At 34.1% G+C, this 17,631-nt stretch carries 14 protein-coding genes; 2 read left to right on the top strand and 12 right to left on the bottom strand.

Annotated elements, in window-relative coordinates; translation table 11 throughout:
• Positions 1-72 precede the first annotated feature (72 nt).
• From NH26_RS07980 to NH26_RS07995, 4 genes are all read right to left on the bottom strand, one after another.
• The gene (locus NH26_RS07980; protein ID WP_044224996.1) at positions 73-1,845 is read right to left on the bottom strand and encodes a cytochrome-c peroxidase; all 1,773 of its coding nucleotides are present in this window, start codon (positions 1,843-1,845) and stop codon (positions 73-75) included.
• Between the two features lie 66 nt (positions 1,846-1,911).
• On the bottom strand, positions 1,912-3,576 hold the full coding sequence (locus tag NH26_RS07985) for a PhoX family protein (RefSeq protein ID WP_242427310.1): 1,665 nt from the start codon (positions 3,574-3,576) through the stop codon (positions 1,912-1,914).
• 332 nt (positions 3,577-3,908) lie between these two features.
• Positions 3,909-4,433: a DUF1697 domain-containing protein gene (locus NH26_RS07990; RefSeq protein ID WP_044224993.1), complete on the bottom strand. Its 525-nt coding sequence runs from the start codon at positions 4,431-4,433 to the stop codon at positions 3,909-3,911.
• Position 4,434: 1 nt separating this feature from the next.
• Positions 4,435-5,634, bottom strand: a complete 1,200-nt coding sequence (locus NH26_RS07995) for a thioredoxin family protein (RefSeq protein ID WP_044224991.1) — start codon at positions 5,632-5,634, stop codon at positions 4,435-4,437.
• Positions 5,635-5,834: 200 nt separating this feature from the next.
• Here NH26_RS07995 and NH26_RS08000 point away from each other — a divergent pair, with 200 nt between their 5' ends.
• Positions 5,835-7,181 (top strand): DEAD/DEAH box helicase, encoded by a 1,347-nt coding sequence (locus tag NH26_RS08000; protein WP_044224989.1) that lies wholly within the window; start codon positions 5,835-5,837, stop codon positions 7,179-7,181.
• A 198-nt stretch (positions 7,182-7,379) separates the two neighbouring features.
• The gene (locus NH26_RS08005) at positions 7,380-8,414 is read left to right on the top strand and encodes a DUF481 domain-containing protein (protein ID WP_044224987.1); all 1,035 of its coding nucleotides are present in this window, start codon (positions 7,380-7,382) and stop codon (positions 8,412-8,414) included.
• Between the two features lie 63 nt (positions 8,415-8,477).
• On the opposite strand, the gene argH is transcribed toward NH26_RS08005, so the two are convergent.
• The 8 genes from argH to NH26_RS08045 all read right to left on the bottom strand — a co-directional run bounded on the left by argH (position 8,478) and on the right by NH26_RS08045 (position 17,173).
• A complete protein-coding gene (gene argH, locus NH26_RS08010; RefSeq protein WP_044224985.1) occupies positions 8,478-9,767 on the bottom strand; it encodes an argininosuccinate lyase in 1,290 nt (429 codons plus the stop codon).
• Between the two features lie 32 nt (positions 9,768-9,799).
• Positions 9,800-10,882: a M20 family metallo-hydrolase gene (locus NH26_RS08015; protein WP_044224983.1), complete on the bottom strand. Its 1,083-nt coding sequence runs from the start codon at positions 10,880-10,882 to the stop codon at positions 9,800-9,802.
• Between the two features lie 188 nt (positions 10,883-11,070).
• Positions 11,071-11,853 carry an acetylglutamate kinase gene (gene argB, locus NH26_RS08020; RefSeq protein WP_044224982.1) on the bottom strand — a complete coding sequence of 261 codons (783 nt, stop codon included), beginning with the start codon at positions 11,851-11,853 and terminating at the stop codon, positions 11,071-11,073.
• Positions 11,854-12,097: 244 nt separating this feature from the next.
• Positions 12,098-13,051, bottom strand: coding sequence for an N-acetylornithine carbamoyltransferase (locus NH26_RS08025; RefSeq protein WP_044224981.1), 954 nt, complete (start codon positions 13,049-13,051; stop codon positions 12,098-12,100).
• 14 nt (positions 13,052-13,065) lie between these two features.
• Complete coding sequence (locus NH26_RS08030) at positions 13,066-14,205, bottom strand: aspartate aminotransferase family protein (RefSeq protein WP_044224979.1); 1,140 nt, start codon at positions 14,203-14,205, stop codon at positions 13,066-13,068.
• A 20-nt stretch (positions 14,206-14,225) separates the two neighbouring features.
• Positions 14,226-15,215 carry an N-acetyl-gamma-glutamyl-phosphate reductase gene (gene argC, locus NH26_RS08035; protein WP_044224976.1) on the bottom strand — a complete coding sequence of 330 codons (990 nt, stop codon included), beginning with the start codon at positions 15,213-15,215 and terminating at the stop codon, positions 14,226-14,228.
• Between the two features lie 124 nt (positions 15,216-15,339).
• A complete protein-coding gene (argG, locus tag NH26_RS08040) occupies positions 15,340-16,551 on the bottom strand; it encodes an argininosuccinate synthase (RefSeq protein WP_044224974.1) in 1,212 nt (403 codons plus the stop codon).
• A gap of 40 nt (positions 16,552-16,591) precedes the next feature.
• Positions 16,592-17,173 carry a GNAT family N-acetyltransferase gene (locus NH26_RS08045; protein ID WP_052432092.1) on the bottom strand — a complete coding sequence of 194 codons (582 nt, stop codon included), beginning with the start codon at positions 17,171-17,173 and terminating at the stop codon, positions 16,592-16,594.
• Between the last annotated feature and the right edge of the window lie 458 nt (positions 17,174-17,631).

Below are 17,631 nucleotides of genomic sequence, written 5' to 3' on the forward strand. Positions count from 1 at the left end.
GTTCTACCGCTAAAAAAACGGTAGAACTCTGACATCTAGACTATTATACATGACTACATCGTCATGATGGACTTACATAAAATTTGAATCTGTTAAAGACCCAAGGAACAGCTTTAAATTTTCTATTTCTGTAGTAGTTAATTGTAGGGAATCTGTCGGCAACGTTTGGTTCTCTAGTGAGATTCCGATACCATGGCCTCCCCCGCCATTATAAAATTGAATCACTTCATCCAATGTATTATAGACGCCATTGTGCATATATGGAGCAGTTAAAGTTATATTTCTTACTGTTGGTGTTTTAAATGCAAACATCTTTTCTTTTGCTTTTGATACATCATACCTACCTTGATCTTGATCTATCATTGCTCCTTTCCATCTCACCTCCCTAGGGACACCTAATACTTCTAACTCACTATGAGTATAATGAGGAGGAACAGTTCCATTAAAAATTGGAGCAAAATGACAAGTTCCACATTTTGCTTTCCCCATAAATAAATTAAATCCTTCTACCTCTTCTTCTGATAAATCTTCTCCAATATTAGATATTGCTTTATCAAATTTAGATTGGAATGGTGATAAGCTATGGATAAACATAGCTAGTGAATTTCTAACGGCATAACTATCTACTTTTTTATAGTATTTCTGAAGCTCTTTTACATATACATCATTCTTTTGTATCGCTTCAATTACTCCATTCATATGATGATCAAACTCGTCTTTATTATCTACTACTGCTTTAATTTGAGTTTCTAAATTAGATTGTCTTGCATCATAAAATTGAGAAGCTTGTAACCCTGCATACATTAATGTTGGTGCATTTCTTTTATTATCTTTTCCTTTATTGGTGATAGATAGTTTTCTACCATCTGTAAACGCCTTTTGAGGATCATGACAAGTTGCACAACTCATTTTATTATTTCCTGAAAGGGATTTATCATGAAAAAGCTGTTGACCAAGATTGACCAATTGTTCATTATATTTTACGCTATTTCGCGACATAAAACTATTGGTATTGAATGTCTGAGGATGAAATAGAGATAGTGCATCATAATTCACTTTTTGGTCGAATGGAAACTCTACCTCCCAATCATTTGTAGTAGTTACCCACAAGCCCATTAAATGATGAATATGATTTTTTATAAAATAATAGCGATCGAAACGATCAAAGGAAGGACTTTTCTTCAAAGTCTGCTTAGCGTTATCCAATTCTTCATTCCACCTTTCTAAGATTATTTGATCTTGAAATAGAAACTGATTCTGGTCTAATAAATCTTGTATACCTTGTAAAGCATATACACTTTCTTCTAAACTATTTAAATAGACAGGAGAGTCAAAACCACTTATCCCTAACGATGTTATCCGTATTAGTTCGTCTCTTATAGACCATAATAAGTGATAGGGTTGAAATACAGTAATCTTATTGTTTCCAAGTTCCAAATCAATGGTCATTATCATTTGCTTACATTGCTCATGAATACCTTTCACATCGATTTCATCTGCAAAAAGTAATTCCTCAATTACTTGGAAACCTGTTGCTTGTAGTGTTTTGTCTGCGTTATCAAATTCTTCTACCTCTGGTAAATTGGGAGAATTCAACATTTTATAAGTTCTAAAAGAATAGAAACACATGATGCCTTCTATCTTTTTCAAAGATTGTCGCCCTTCATCAAAAGCGATAATCAAACTATCTTTTTGAGAAAGTGTAGACATCTTTTCTATTGATACTCTACAATCCCTTAAATTAGAATAATAATAGGTTTCTATATTAGTTTTTAAGTCCTGTTTCTTTGATTGACAAGACAACAATAAATTACATCCAATAAGTAAAATCAGAAGATTTTTCATAATTAAAAAATTAAAGAACTCAACGACCAAATGAATGATCACTGAGTTCTAAATAGTTTGGGTTAATTATCTTTCAAGTCCCTTAATGACCGTTAGAATACTGCCTTCTTTAATTGAGTTATTAGGGTTGGATTTATCTAAAAAGTCATCAGATTTCCATGAGTGCCCTTGTTGGATTAACAAGAAAGTACCTTCCATTCCTAATTGTTTAGAAACATCGATCATACCTGTTAACTCCCATTTTCCCCAACGGTCATCAATAGAAGAATATCCATTATCAAGACCTGTTGAACCTCTGTGATCTGATTCAAGAACTACTTTTAATACTCCTGTTTTTAAATTATACTGATGTAAATAGGCATCATGTTGTTTAGAAGCTACATCATCATAACCATTAGGATCTTCTTGTATATATAAAAAGTTATCAGTAGCTAAAATGTTATCTGGGCTATGTAAACGATGTGCTTTTCCTTCTAAATTATCTCCATTAAGAAGTACTTCTAAAGTTCCGCTTAGTGGATCATTTTCATCAAGAACTAATTTATAGATTCTGCCGTACTTTGTTCTTGTATCATTGTATTGAGATCTACCTGTAGCAGTAAAGTATATTTCTCTATTAGCAGAAGCATCACCTTTTCTATAATCGATGTCCTCTACTCTATTGAAAGCCATAACTCCTTTAGCAATACATTCTGTGTTTAGTGCATCGTAAGTTCTTTCTTCTAGTTCTACAAAAGAAACAGCAACAGGTTCATCAGAATCAGCCAATTCATTATCCGTCATAGTCCCATTACCTAACTTAAGAGCATATAATTTACCGCCATCTAGGTCACCAACAGTTTCAGATACATACATTGCTAATGCTCCACCAGCATCTCCATGGCTATCATCTCCAATAAGTACTATTGTTTTATTTGGATAAGCATTCTTGCTAAGTGGAACTGCATTTTCAACCGTCCATTGTCCCATGGCGTCCAAAGTTCTTCCCGTAGACTTTTCAGAAGCATCTCTAAAAGGATCAGTAGCAAATACATTTGTAGAAGAACCTCCCCATTCTCCACCAGAAAGATAAATTGGGCCAAAACCGTGTTCTTCAGGAGTTACAAGTGTACCTGAACATTGAGCTGTATTTGCCGTAGCAGTTGCATCTAAGATGATTTCTCCTTTTACTGGTTTAAAGGTCTGATCAAAAGTCACTCTAGCTACAGAGTAGTGTGCCTCGATGTTATTGATTAAAGTAAAAGTACCATCGTCATTTCTTAATAAACCGGCACCATCTGCCATTGATCCATAAAGAAAATCAGGAGACTCCTCTAATCCATCTTCTGAAGAGAGTAAAGAGTAGATTTCTAAATGTTCAAAACCAGAATGTCTTTTCAATAAATGAGGAGTAACCGAATGATTCATCAACTTAACAGCAGAAACAGGCGATGAAATATCAAAAGTCATTACTGTTGAATTAGTAAGAGTTACCGTCAATTGACCTGTAGCTTCATCAAAAGTCACAGTAGCAATACCAACACCATCAGTACCATTAATTGATTCATTGAAATTAATGGTTGAGGTCTCTCCAGATGTAAATTGTACTATCATAGAAAGGCCATCCTCAGCTAACTGATAGCTTACCACATCATAAAGATCTAAATCTTGTGGTGTTTTCGTTTCTTCATTAGAAGAACATCCCATAAAAAATTGCAATGAGATGAAGAGAGAAAAAAAAAGCTTTTTCATTATTGTGTTAATTAGTTTTGGTATAAAATATCCATTGCAAATGTATAAAAGCCCTTTCCTCTTACGGTTAAACTAAGTTTATATCTTCATCATTAAGTTATTAAGAATCAACTCCCTTTTTCATGTTTTCGTAATCATCTAGTCTATCGAATAAAGAATTATGTTGATATACTATTCATATGAAACCCCTTGTATTTGATTTATTAGGCTTATGAAAGAAAAAACGCAACAAAGATCATTTTCTTTGTTGCGTTCATGTTTCTTGCTACTGTCAAATATTTACTTTACAGCAAATTTATGCTAACGTATACGAAATAGTATTAGTCACAGTATTAAATCAAATCAGCTATTTTTACTATTGATTTCCAAGTTCTAGTCGTTGCTTTCACTTTTAATTTTTTCTCAATGGTGTTGTTACCTAATTTAGTTTCGTGGTACTTCCCTTTACAATGAAGGTAAACTGCTTTACCTACAACTTGATATTGATCTTCCCCAGATTTTACTTCAGATAATTTTAATTGATTATCTGCTGTGGGAAATTCATCAAGAACAGTAACATGAAATTGTGCTATTTCTGAAGTGTCGAAAGGGTTATTATTCACTAAAAGATCCCAATTTTCTTGATTTAAAACGATTACAGGAACATCATGACCAAATTTTTCTTTGATTCCATCTTCTAGTCTATCGGCCCATTGTTTTTCATCAAATTCTTTACTGGAAAAAATAACATTACCACTTTGAATGTATGTTATCACCTCAGTACCTCCTAAATCATTAACTAGTGATTTTAGATCCGCCATCAACACCTTTCTTTTCCCTCCTACGTTAATCCCTCTCAGCAAGGCAATATATTTCATCTTAATTCAATTTAATATTTTTCAAAAGGGCATCTATTTTATCAGTAGTCCTTCCTGTATTTTCAGATTGAAGTTTTACTTCTTTAGCGATTAATTCAGCTTGATCCATCAATCCTAATTTATAATACAGATGTGCTTGGGTATCCATCATGTCTAATTTGTTATGATCTTGTGATAAACCATATTCAACCCATTTTAAAGCACTTTTTAATTCTGATGTATTATCTGATGAATTAAAAATCATCCAAGCCCAATCGTTACAATATCCTACAATCTCATGACCTCCAATTTTCTGAGCTGCCATGAAGTTTTGGTTTATTCTATAAAATGCTGTTTGATTATCTCCTGTAGAAAGATAAAATTTTGGCTCATATATAAACGCTGATTTTACGGTATACTCTGCAGGAAGGTATTGTTTTAAAACATACATATCCTTTTCAAAAACTGCTGTTTTTTTCTCCAATAAATGATATGAAAGCGTGTTTTTTATAAATTGAGTATAGATGTTTTGTAAATTTTTTCTCTCTATATAAGACGATATGATTTTGTAATGCTCGATATAGAAAGCAAACGCTTCGTCTTTTACATTAGAATGATAAAGAGAATGGCAAATTACATCCATAACCTGTGGATTATCTAAATCTTCTGCCTTAAGTTTTTTGATAAAACCCTCAAAAGCATCTTTGTCTTTTATTCCTAAATCAAATGCACTAGAACAATAATTTAGGTATTCATCAAATGACAGCTCTTTTCCTTCTCTTAATTTTTCTCTAATTGTAAAAAATTGAAATTTTGGATCGTAAACTTTTTCACACTTCGATAAAAAAACATCCGTTGGCATAGTTCCTTTCATCATATGCAACAACTTTCCTTTAGAATCAAAAAATAAATGAGCAGGATATGATCGAATTCCATACCTAGAAACAAACTCTTTTGCGGTTTGATCTTCTAAATTTCTATTGACATTAATAAAATGAGAATTGAAATAATCACTCACATTTTTGTCACTGTAGACATATTCTATAAAATTTTGACAAGGCTTACTCCATTCGGTGGTAATTCCAAAATAGATTAACTTTTGCTCATCACTTGCCTGTTCTATAATTTCATCCCATTCTCCTGTTTCAAACTGAATTAAATGCTGTGATTTAACCAATAAGAATTGAAACAATAAGAATAATGTTAGTAATGTGTGTTTCATAGATATTTGTTGACGATAATTATTTATTGCTGTTGTAACTAGTAATAAAACCTCTATTTCTTATGATAAAGTTGGTAATGATAGTGTTTGCAAGATACAATTATTTAGTAGAGTATGTCAATGTCTGTTATATATCCTCCTTATTTTTTCCCTTTTAACAAGATGAGGTATACCTTTGTGAAAATTTAAATTTCAAAAAAGTGACGTTCGACGAGTTAAAACTTAATAATTTCCTCAAAAATGCTATTGAAGATCTAGAGTACATTAATGTAACTCCTATTCAAAAAGAAGCATTTCCCGTTGTAGGTGCAGGAAAAGATATAATTGGTATTGCCCAAACGGGTACTGGTAAAACAATGGCTTACCTTTTACCAATTCTTCAAAACTTGAAGTTTTCTAATCAAGATGATCCAAGAGTTCTGATTATAGTGCCTACTAGAGAATTAGTTGCTCAAGTAGTCAATGAAATCGAAGCACTTACAAAATACATGTCGGTGAGAACTGTAGGTGTATATGGTGGAGCTAACATTAATACACAAAAACAGAAAGTTCATGAGGGTTTAGATATCTTAGTGGGAACACCTGGCCGTGTATTAGATATTGCTTTAGCAGGTGTCTTGAAATTTAAATCGCTTCAGAAATTTGTGATTGATGAAGTAGACGAAATGCTAGATTTAGGTTTCCGTCCTCAACTTACTCGTATAATGGACCTATTACCTGCCCGTCGTCAGAACATCATGTTCTCTGCTACTATCACTGATGATGTTCAGGAATTGATTACTACATTCTTTAGCAAACCAGAAAAGATTGAAATAGCTAGAACAGGTACTCCTGCAGATAAGGTAACTCAACGAGCTTATCATGTACCTAACTTCTTTACCAAAGTAAATATGTTAGAATACCTTTTAGAACACGAAGAAGGTATGGAAAAAGTATTAATTTTTGTTCGTAATAAAAAGTTAGCCGATCGTTTACACGAAACAGTTGATAAGAAGTTTCCTGAGCAAACGGGTATTATTCATTCCAATAAATCTCAGAACTACCGTTTTAGACAATTAGAAAATTTAGAAAGTGGTAGTATCAAATTTTTAATTGCTACTGATATTATTGCTCGTGGTTTAGATATTAAAGGAATTACTCATGTTATCAACTTTGATACCCCTGAAGTTCCTGAAGAATACATCCATAGAATTGGTAGAACAGGTCGTGCTGATGAAAAAGGTTTAGCTATCACTTTCATCAATGAAGCAGAACAAGAATATCAAATGCTTATTGAGGAGTTAATGGAAAAAGTAATTCCGTTAGAACCTATGCCTGAAGAGGTGAAAATTTCTGATATTTTCTCAGATGAAGAGAAACCTAAAATTTCAGAGAAGGATTATTTACATGATATCCGACCAAAACGAAGATCTAGTGGAGGTGGTGCATATCATGAAAAACAAGGGATTAACAACCCTGAAAATCAAACCAAAAAAGTGGAACGCGGACCTAAGAAAACAAAGCCTGTAAATAGAGGTCGTCTTAAAAGAAAATTCAGAAAGAAGTAATTGTATTATTATAATACCTATATAACAAAAGGTCTATTTCAAGAAGGTTTGAATTAGACCTTTTGTATTTATCCACCTTTGAACATCATCAAATAAATTTAAATTATTTTGTGATTTTTAAGAGAAAAGTAGAACATTGACAAACTAAATTAATCTTTAATAGTTCATCATATAGACTTTCAATATCACACTATCTTCATGAAAAATTTTATTGCAATAATTCTCTTTATTGCTCCTCATTTTATTTACGCACAAATGGATTCACTTACTATGAAAAATGGTGATCTAATAGTGGGAGAGATCAAAAAGCTAGATAAAGGCATTGTAGAAATGAAAACAGAATATTCAGATGTTAATTTTAAGATAGATTGGCACGGAATACAGAATATGATTTGTAATACAAAATTTGCTGTTACTTTATCCAATGGTGATCGTTATTTTGGAAGTATTCATTCATCAGACAAAAATGAATTTAGCATCACTACTAAAGACAGTGCGGATGTTTCAATTGATCCCAAAAATATTGTATATCTAAAACCAGTAAAAGATTCATTTATCAATAAACTTTCGGCAAGTATAGATGTAGGATACAACTACACAAAAGCTAACAGCCTCTCTCAATTAAATACAAACATTTATTTGGCTTACAACTCAAAGAAATGGATCGTATCCCTAAAAATTAATAGTATCCGGTCTGTACAAAACAATGTTGACCCTATTGTTAGAGATGAAGGAGAACTAACAGCAGGGTACTTTTTACCAAAAGATTTTTACAGTACTGCAAGTATCAGTTATCTCACTAATACAGAACAATCGATTAATCTAAGAGCGATTACTTCTGTGGGTTTAGGTAAATTTATTGTTCATACCAATAAAGCCTATTGGGGTATTTCTAGTGGTATATCCTATTTGTCAGAATCGTTTAACGCTACCACAGATGAAAATGGAATGACAACTACAAAACCTTCTAACCTCAGTACAGAATGGTATTTAGGAACAGAAATAAATTTATTCGACATTGGTGATCTCTCATTCAATGGAACTGCTAAAGGATACAGAGAATTATCAAGCAACGAGCGTTGGAGAATTGATGCAGGAGCAAATCTTAAGTACAGCTTACCCCATGATTTCTATATAAAAACAGGGTATAAAATGAATTACGATACACAACCAGTGGAAGTAGGTAAAGAGCTAGATTATCAATACACTCTAGGATTTGGGTGGGAATTATAAAAACGACATAAAATATCTAATAAAAAAAACAGCTTGATCATGACCAAGCTGTTTTTGTTGAAATTAGAAGCTATAAACTTCTTCCATTCTTTTCTTAATAATATCGTTACCAAGATTACCAATCGAACCTTCATGATTATGATTGACTGATCTCTCTGGGTTATACTCCCCTTTTTCGATTCCTTCTCCAACAATCACATAAGCTTCTCTAAAAGGAATACCTTGTAGTACTAATTTATTTACTTCTTCAACAGAGAATAAGTAATCATAAATTGGTGCTTCTAAAAGATCTTTAGTAGGCTCCATTTTTTCAAACATCAACTTTGTCATCTCAAGGCAATCATTCAACATTTCAATTGCTGGAAGTAAAATTTCCTTGATCTGTTGTAAATCTCTGTGATACCCTACAGGTAGATTACTTAGGATGGACATAATTTGAGTTGGAAGAGATGTAATTTGATTACATTTAGCTCTTGTCAGTTCCAATACATCTGGGTTCTTTTTATGAGGCATAATACTAGAACCAGTTGTGAATTCATTAGGGAATTTCAAGAAACCAAAATTACCACCTGCATACATACAACCATCCATAGATAGTTTAGCCACTGTAGCTCCTACAGATGCCATTGCATTGGCTACGTGATATTCTGTTTTACCTCTACCCATTTGAGCATAGACTACATTCACTGCCATTGTTTGGAAGTCCATCAACTCAGTTGTTCTTGTTCTGTTTAATGGAAATGATGATCCATAACCAGCTGCTGAACCTAATGGATTTCTATCTGTGATATCATAAGCTGCTTTTAGCATGACCATATCATCTACTAATGACTCAGCATAAGCACCTAACCACAAGCCAAAAGAAGATGGCATAGCTACTTGCATATGGGTGTAACCCGGCATCAAGTAGTCTTTAAATTCTTCTGATTTCTCTATTAATGTATCAAAAAGTGATTTGGTATGATCTGCTACATTTTTAATAGCATCACGCAAGTATAATTTCAAATCTAATAATACTTGATCATTTCTTGATCTACCAGAATGCAAACGTTTACCTACATCACCATAACGTTGTGTTAGTAACATCTCCACTTGAGAGTGCACATCTTCTACCCCGTCTTCGATCACAAATTCACCTCTTTCAATCTCCTCGTAAATTTCTTGTAATCCTTTTAATAAAGTGTCTTTATCTTCCTCTGTAAGTAACCCCACTTCTGCTAACATTGTAGCATGTGCCATGGAACCTTTTACATCATAAGGAGCTAAAAGGATATCTAATTCTCTATCTTTTCCTACTGTAAATTTGTCTACTTTTTCGTTGACAGTATACGACGATTTTTGCCAAAGTTTCATTCTAGTATTGTATTTTTATGAGTGATGATTGATCACTTTGATTGACTATATATTATTATCGATCCTTCTAAGACTTTGATATAACCTTCAATGCCTTTTTCGATTTCAGACAAATATATGAATTCATCTGCAGTATGCGACCTTGCAGAGTCTCCAGGACCCATTTTTAATGAGGGAATTGGCATTAATGCTTGATCTGATAGGGTTGGAGAACCATATGTTTCTTTTTGAAGGTTCAACCCTGCCTTGATCACAGGATGATCCATTGGTGCTCCTGAAGGATTTAAGCGAGTAGATCTAGGTGTTACCGTACTACCTACTTCCTTTTTGATAATCTCTAAGGTTTCTAAATTGGAATAGGCATCTGTTGTTCTTACATCTACAACAAACTTACATTCTGAAGGTACTACATTATGTTGTGTACCAGCCTCAATTACCGTTACCGACATCTTTATCGGTCCTAATGTAGGAGACGTTTTTGGAAACTGATAATTTCTAAACCAATCAATATCTTTAATTGCTTTATAAAGTGCATTTACACCTTCGTTCCTAGCGGCATGTCCCGATTCTCCATGAGCTACACAATCCAATACCATCAATCCTTTTTCTGCTACTGCCATTTGCATTAGGGTAGGCTCACCAACTATTGCAAAATCAATATTAGGTAATTGATCCCAAACATCAGCAATTCCCTCTTTTCCTGACACTTCTTCTTCAGCAGAAGCACAAATAACTAGATTAAAAGGTAGGTCTTCTCTTTTATGAAAATAGAGGAAGGTAGCAATTAAACTTACTAAACATCCTCCTGCATCATTACTTCCTAAACCAAATAATTTATCATCAATTACTTTAGGATCGAATGGATTTAGCGTCCAGTCTTTATTAGGTTTTACTGTATCAATATGTGAGTTTAAAAGGATAGTTTCTTTTTTCTCATCATAATGTTTATTCTGTGCCCAAAGGTTATTTTTATATTGATGTACTTCAACATCATTTTCTATAAAAAAGCGAGCTACAATTTCTGCTACATCATCTTCTTCTCTACTTAAAGATTCTGTCGCAATCATTTGCTTTAATAAAGCAGTAGCTTTTTCTACTAATTCAGGATGTTTCATCTTGTTTTAATTGATTTACTATCAAGATATGAAATAATTAGGAGTTAGGAGGTAGGAATTAGGAGTTAAGATTTTGTTTTAAACTAGCGCGAGTCTACTGACTCGTACTTGCGTTATGAGGAGCGAACCACTTGTAACTTGTTTCGTTGCAGAAGGGCGTAAACTCATCAACTCCTAATTCCTAACTCCTACTTGCTACCTATTATCTTCGTCCCCACAGGCTCCTTCGAAAGTAATCCTTCCACTTTCCCTAACCATACTTCTGTTACTGATGCATCAATCGCATCAAAAGCATTTTTTAGTTTAGGAAGCATTCCATCAGCAACTACGCCTTCTGCTTTAAACTCTTCGAATTTCTGAGGGTTTAATACTGGTACTAAAGAATTATCATCATTGATATCTAATAATACTCCTGCTTTTTCGAAACAGTATCTAAGAGATACTTCATGACCTGATTGTCCTAATGCCACAGCTGTTGCTTGAGCCATTGTATCTGCATTGGTGTTCAATAACTGACCTTCTCCATTATGAGTTAAAGGAGCGACAACGGGAGTAATTCCTTGTTCTAATAAACCAACAATAGGTGCTGCATTTGCTTTTCTTACATCACCAACAAAACCATAATCGATTTCCCAACCTGTTCTTTTATCAGACTCAATAATATTGGCATCTGCACCAGTTAAACCAATAGCGTTCGTTCCTTTTGCCTGAAGTTTAGCTACAATATTCTTATTGACTAATCCTCCATACACCATCGTAACTACTTCTAAAGTATCTGCATCGGTGATACGTCTACCGTCTACCATTTTTGGCTCGATTCCTAGACGCTTAGCCATTGCTGTTGCCAACTTACCTCCACCATGAACCAAAACTTTAGGTCCTTCTAATGCAGAAAACTGATCCAAAAAACTTGCTAAAGCTTGCTCGTCGTTAATGATATTTCCACCAACTTTTATGACTGATATTTTCATCAGATTGTATGTTTCTTTTATTGATTTCTAAATATAACAATGACGTTGGGTTGCAACGTCATTGTGTGTATGAACTTGAGTTCGGTGGAGGGGACCTGTGTATCCCCCATGATTGAAATCATGGGTTAATTGAATAATAACCTAATTAAGATTGAAATCTTAATTAGGTGGTACTCCATTCCTTATTAGTTATTACCTATTAATTAAAATGAGGTTGTAAACACTCCTAGCTCCTAGTTACTAATTAGTCTTCTTTCTCAAGCATTGCATTCAACACTGCTGCTGCTGCAAAAGTTCTATTATTCGCTTCCTCTAAAATTAGAGAGTTTTCGCTATCAAGAACGGCATCACTTGCTACAACATTTCTACGAATTGGAAGACAGTGCATGAACTTACCGTTGTCTGTTAATGCCATTTTCTCTTCCGTTATTTGCCAAGAATTATCTTTGCAAACTACTTTTCCGTATTCTGTTGTTGATGACCAGTTTTTGGCGTAAACAAAATCAGCATCTTTTAAAGCCTCATCTTGGTTAGTAGTGAATTTAGCATTACCTGTAAATTCAGGGTCTAACTCATAACCTTCAGGTGCAGTGATGATTAATTCCACATCATCAGCAGTGTTCATCCACTCAGCAAATGAGTTGGGTACTGCTTGAGGTAAAGCTCTTGGGTGAGGAGCCCATGTTAAGACTACTTTCTTCTTAGGTTTATCAGAATTCTCTCTGATAGTTACTAAATCTGCTAAAGATTGTAGTGGATGACGTGTTGCTGACTCTAAAGATACAATTGGTGATTTTGCATATTTCACAAAATCCTTCATGATAGAATCTGCATAATCTTCCTCTTTATTTTGAAGGCTAGGGAAAGAACGAACTCCAATGATATCACAATACTGACTGATAACTGCAGCGGCATCTTTTAAGTGCTCTGCTTTATCGCTGTCCATAACAACACCATCTTCTGTTTCGATTTTCCAACCGTCTTTATCAATATTCATGACCATCACGTCCATACCTAAGTGACGTGCTGCTCTTTGAGTACTTAATCTTGTTCTTAAACTTGGGTTGAAGAACAATAAGCCTAACATTTTATTTTTGCCAACATCCCCGTATGCTTCCGGGTTAGCTTTTATCTTTAGTGCACTTTGAACGATTTCATTTACATCTTGAACATCGTTTACAGATAAAAATTTTTCCATTTCTATAGTGGGATTTATACGATTTCTTTAGTTACTGCTTCAAAAGCATCTACAAATAATTGAGCTTGCTCTTTAGTTAATGTTAAAGGAGGTAATAGACGTACCGTATTTTTGTTAGACGATGCTCCTGTAAAGATTTTATGATCAAATAATAATTTCTTTCTTAATGGAGCAACTGCCTCATTCAATTCAATACCCAACATCAATCCTTTACCACGAATCTCTTTGATTGCTGGGTTGGATTTTAATTGTTCTACTAACCACTCTCCTACTGCAACTGATTTTTCTATTAGATTTTCATCTTTTAGAACATCTAATACTGCAATACCTGCTGCACAAGCTAAATGGTTTCCGCCAAATGTTGTTCCAAGCATTCCGTATGTAGCCTCGAATTTAGGCGAAATGAACACTCCTCCAATAGGAAAGCCATTACCCATTCCTTTAGCCAATGTCACAACATCAGGAACTACATCATACCATTGGTGTGCGAAGAATCTTCCAGAACGTCCGTAACCTGATTGAATTTCATCTGAGATGAACACTGCATTTTGATCATCACATAAAGTTCTGATCGCTTGCATAAATTCTACTGTAGGCTCATAAATACCTCCGATACCTTGGATACCTTCTACAACAACAGCACAAATATCGTGTTGAGCAAAAGCTTCTTTTAAGGCATCAACATCATTAAAAGGAAGAATTAAAGTATCATGAACAGCATTACATGGAGCAACAATATTTTTGTTATCCGTTGCCGCTACTGCTAAAGATGTTCTTCCGTGGAATCCTTTAGTAAAAGAAATAATCTTTGTTTTCTTATTATAAAACGAAGCTAATTTGAAAGCATTTTCATTGGCCTCTGCTCCAGAATTACATAAGAATAAATTCCAATCGTGATAACAACTTGCTTCTCCTAATTTCGAAGCCAATTCTTTTTGAAGTGGATTCTGAATGGAGTTAGAATAGAATACCAAATTCTCTAACTGATCAGAAAGTTGTTTTTTATAGTGAGGGTGAGTGTGCCCGATAGAAATCACAGCATGTCCACCGTACAAGTCTAAATATTTCTCGCCTTTTTCATCAAATACCCAAACATCTTCACCTTTTACAGGAGTGATGTCAAATAAAGGGTATACATCAAATAAATTAGCCATAATAGTTGATTTTTGAGTTTTTAGAATGCCATTGGTTTAAGATTCAAACCTGTCTTCTCGTCAAGTCCGAAAATCAAGTTCATATTTTGAACCGCTTGTCCAACTGCACCTTTTAATAGGTTATCAATTGCAGAAGTTACTAATAGAGTATCCTCATGTTTTTCAATACTGATAAATCCTCTATTTGTATTTACTACCTGCTTAAGATCCAAAGGTCCATCCAATACTCTTGTAAAAGCAGCATCAGCATAATAATCTTTGAATAATTGAACCGCTTCTTCTTGAGAAAGGTCTGATTTCAGATAACATGAAGCTAAAATTCCTCTTGTAAAGTTACCTCTATAAGGAATGAAATTGATCTTGTGATCGAAACCATTTTGCAATTGGTTAATACTTTGACCTATCTCTAATAAGTGCTGATGTTGGAAGGCTTTGTAATGTGAAATATTACTTGTTCTCCAAGTAAAAGCTGTGCTAGCCATAAGCTTTACACCGGCACCAGTAGAACCTGTAATCGCACTTATATGTACTTCATTGTTCAACTTTTGAGCGTCAGCCAGTGGTAATAAAGCTATTTGAATGGCAGTAGCAAAACAGCCAGGGTTGGCTATATTTTTTGCAGACTTAATGTCCTCTTTTTGCATTTCAGGTAAACCGTAAATAAACTTACGATCGCCCAATTGCATTGATCTATTTTCTACAATTCCTTCACCTAATCTAAAATCTTGACTTAAATCGATGATAACAGTTGATGATGGGAATGAATTATCTTCTAAAAATTTCACAGATTCACCATGGCCTAAGCATAAAAAGACAACGTCTGCCTCTCCAATCTCACCTGTAAAAGTGATATCGCTTTCCCCATATAAATCTTTATGAACAGCATGAAGTGGTTTTCCTACTTGCGATCGGCTATGAACATAGGCAATATCCGCTTCTGGGTGATTTAAAACTACTCTTAATAATTCACCGCCTGTCATGCCGGCGCCGCCAATAATTCCAACTTTCATGATTTTAATATTGAATAAGTTTGTTGTTTCTTCTTTAGTAATTCAGATTGGTTCGATAAAAAAGGATGCAGAAGAAATTCCGCACCCTTAGTGTCATACCAATTCAAGTTATCAGGTTTAAATATTATTCTGATACAGTCTCTTCGGCAGCATCTTTTACTTTACCAAAGATCATGTTCTGATTCGCTAAAATGGTGGCAAAACCTCTAGCATCTTCACCTGTCCATGCATTGTTCATTTCTCCATAAGCTCCAAATTCAGGGTTCATTAAATCAAATTTAGATTCAATACCTTCCAATTCGAAACGGTAAGGGAACAATGTAAGGAATACCTCACCTGTCACATGCGATTGAGTATCTTCTAAGAATTTTTCGATGTTACGCATTACTGGATCAATCCATTGACCTTCGTGCGTTAACATACCATAGTAGTTACCCAATTGCTCTTTCCAATACAATTGCCACTTTGTAAGTGTGTGCTTCTCTAATAGATGATGTGCCTTGATGGTTAACACCGGGGCAGCTGCTTCAAATCCTACTCTTCCTTTAATACCAATAATAGTATCACCCACGTGGATGTCTCTACCAATACCATAAGGAGAAGCAATTTTATTTAATTCTTGAATCGCTTGTACAGGTTTATCATAGATTTTTCCATCGATACCTACTAATTCACCTTTATCAAACGTCAAGCTAATTTTCTTAGGAATAGTCTCTGTTACTTGAGTTGGATAAGCTTCTTCAGGAAGAGATAATCTCGATCCTAAAGTTTCTTTACCTCCTACTGAAGTCCCCCAAAGACCTTGGTTAATCGAGTACATCGATTTAGACCAATCACCATCTACACCTTTAGAAATCAAGAAATCGATTTCATCTTGTCTAGATAATTGGTTATCTCTAATTGGTGTAATAATTTCAGCTTCAGGACAGATAATTTTAAATGCCATATCAAAACGAATCTGGTCATTACCTGCACCTGTTGATCCATGAGCGATACTATCTGCTCCAATCTTCTTTGCATATTCAGCAATTGCTAATGCTTGAAAAACACGTTCAGCACTTACACTTAGAGGGTAAGTATTGTAACGTAATGCATTACCGTAAACTAAATATTTCACACATTGCTCATAGAAAGTTTCTGTTTGATCTAAAGTGATATGAGAAACCACACCTAATTTGTATGCTTTTTCTTCAATCTCTTTTAATTCTTCATCAGAAAAACCTCCTGTTTGAACGATAGCGGTATGCACCTCTAGCCCTCTTTCCTCTGAAAGGTATTTCACACAGTATGTTGTATCTAAACCACCACTGAAGGCTAAAACCACTTTCTTACTCATAGATCTATTTCTTTATTTGTTGTTAATTTTTTATTCTCTATTATTGATCAGTATCTACTACTGATTTATATCTCGGATCTTTTGGATCGAAGATCATACCTGTACACAAACAGTGTTTTCTGAAAGTGCGTTGTAATATATCATAGTTAACACATGATTGACACCCTTTCCAGAATTGCTCATCATCAGTTAATTCAGAAAATGTAACTGGACGGTATCCCAATTCACTATTGATTCTCATTACAGGCAATGACGTTGTTAAACCAAATAATTTGGCCTCAGGATATTTCTTTCTAGATAATTGAAAAGCCTTTTTCTTAATTGCTTTTGCTAAACCAGTTCCTCTAAATTGTGGATTTACTATCAAACCTGAGTTAGCAACATATTTATTATGCCCCCAAGATTCAATATAACAGAATCCCGCAAAAGTTCCGTCGTCTGCTATTGCAATAACGCCTTTACCCTCTGCGAATTTATTTTCAATATATTCTACTGATCTTTTGGCAATACCAGTACCTCTCGCTTTTGCTGACTCTTCTATCTGAAAACAGATATCTTTTGCATACTCTTTATGCTCAGTTAAACTCGCCTCTACAATTGAGAAGCTCGATATATGTTTCATTTCTTGAATGGTATTCTTAATGGTCATTGTTATGCCCTATCAAGGGATTTAATCAAAATAGTGTTTTTTCTTTTTATCTAAAAATTAAACCGATCTACTTAGGTTTTTTTAAAGTATGAATAAGTTGAGAACTCACCTTCGTAATCGTCGATAAAAAGCAGGGCACATATCACCTTCCATCCTTATAAAAAATAGGGTTGAAAGTCTCCTTTTTTTGGGGGCGATATGTTTTAGTATTCTATCCATTTATTCAAATTGATGAATCAAAGTAGATATTTTAAAATGATAAATTCAAGTAAACCAGCATTTTATTGACACTTTTTTAATGAATTTATTTTTTTGATGACAAATTTAAAATACACATTGTTAAATTTTGAACACCCTACTTTTAAGTGTTAAATTTTGAACACTTAGTGTATTTTTAGTTTACACCATTTATTCTTCTTTTCATTCAGGTA

Source organism: Flammeovirga pacifica (assembly GCF_000807855.2).
GTDB classification, from domain to species: Bacteria; Bacteroidota; Bacteroidia; order Cytophagales; family Flammeovirgaceae; genus Flammeovirga; species Flammeovirga pacifica.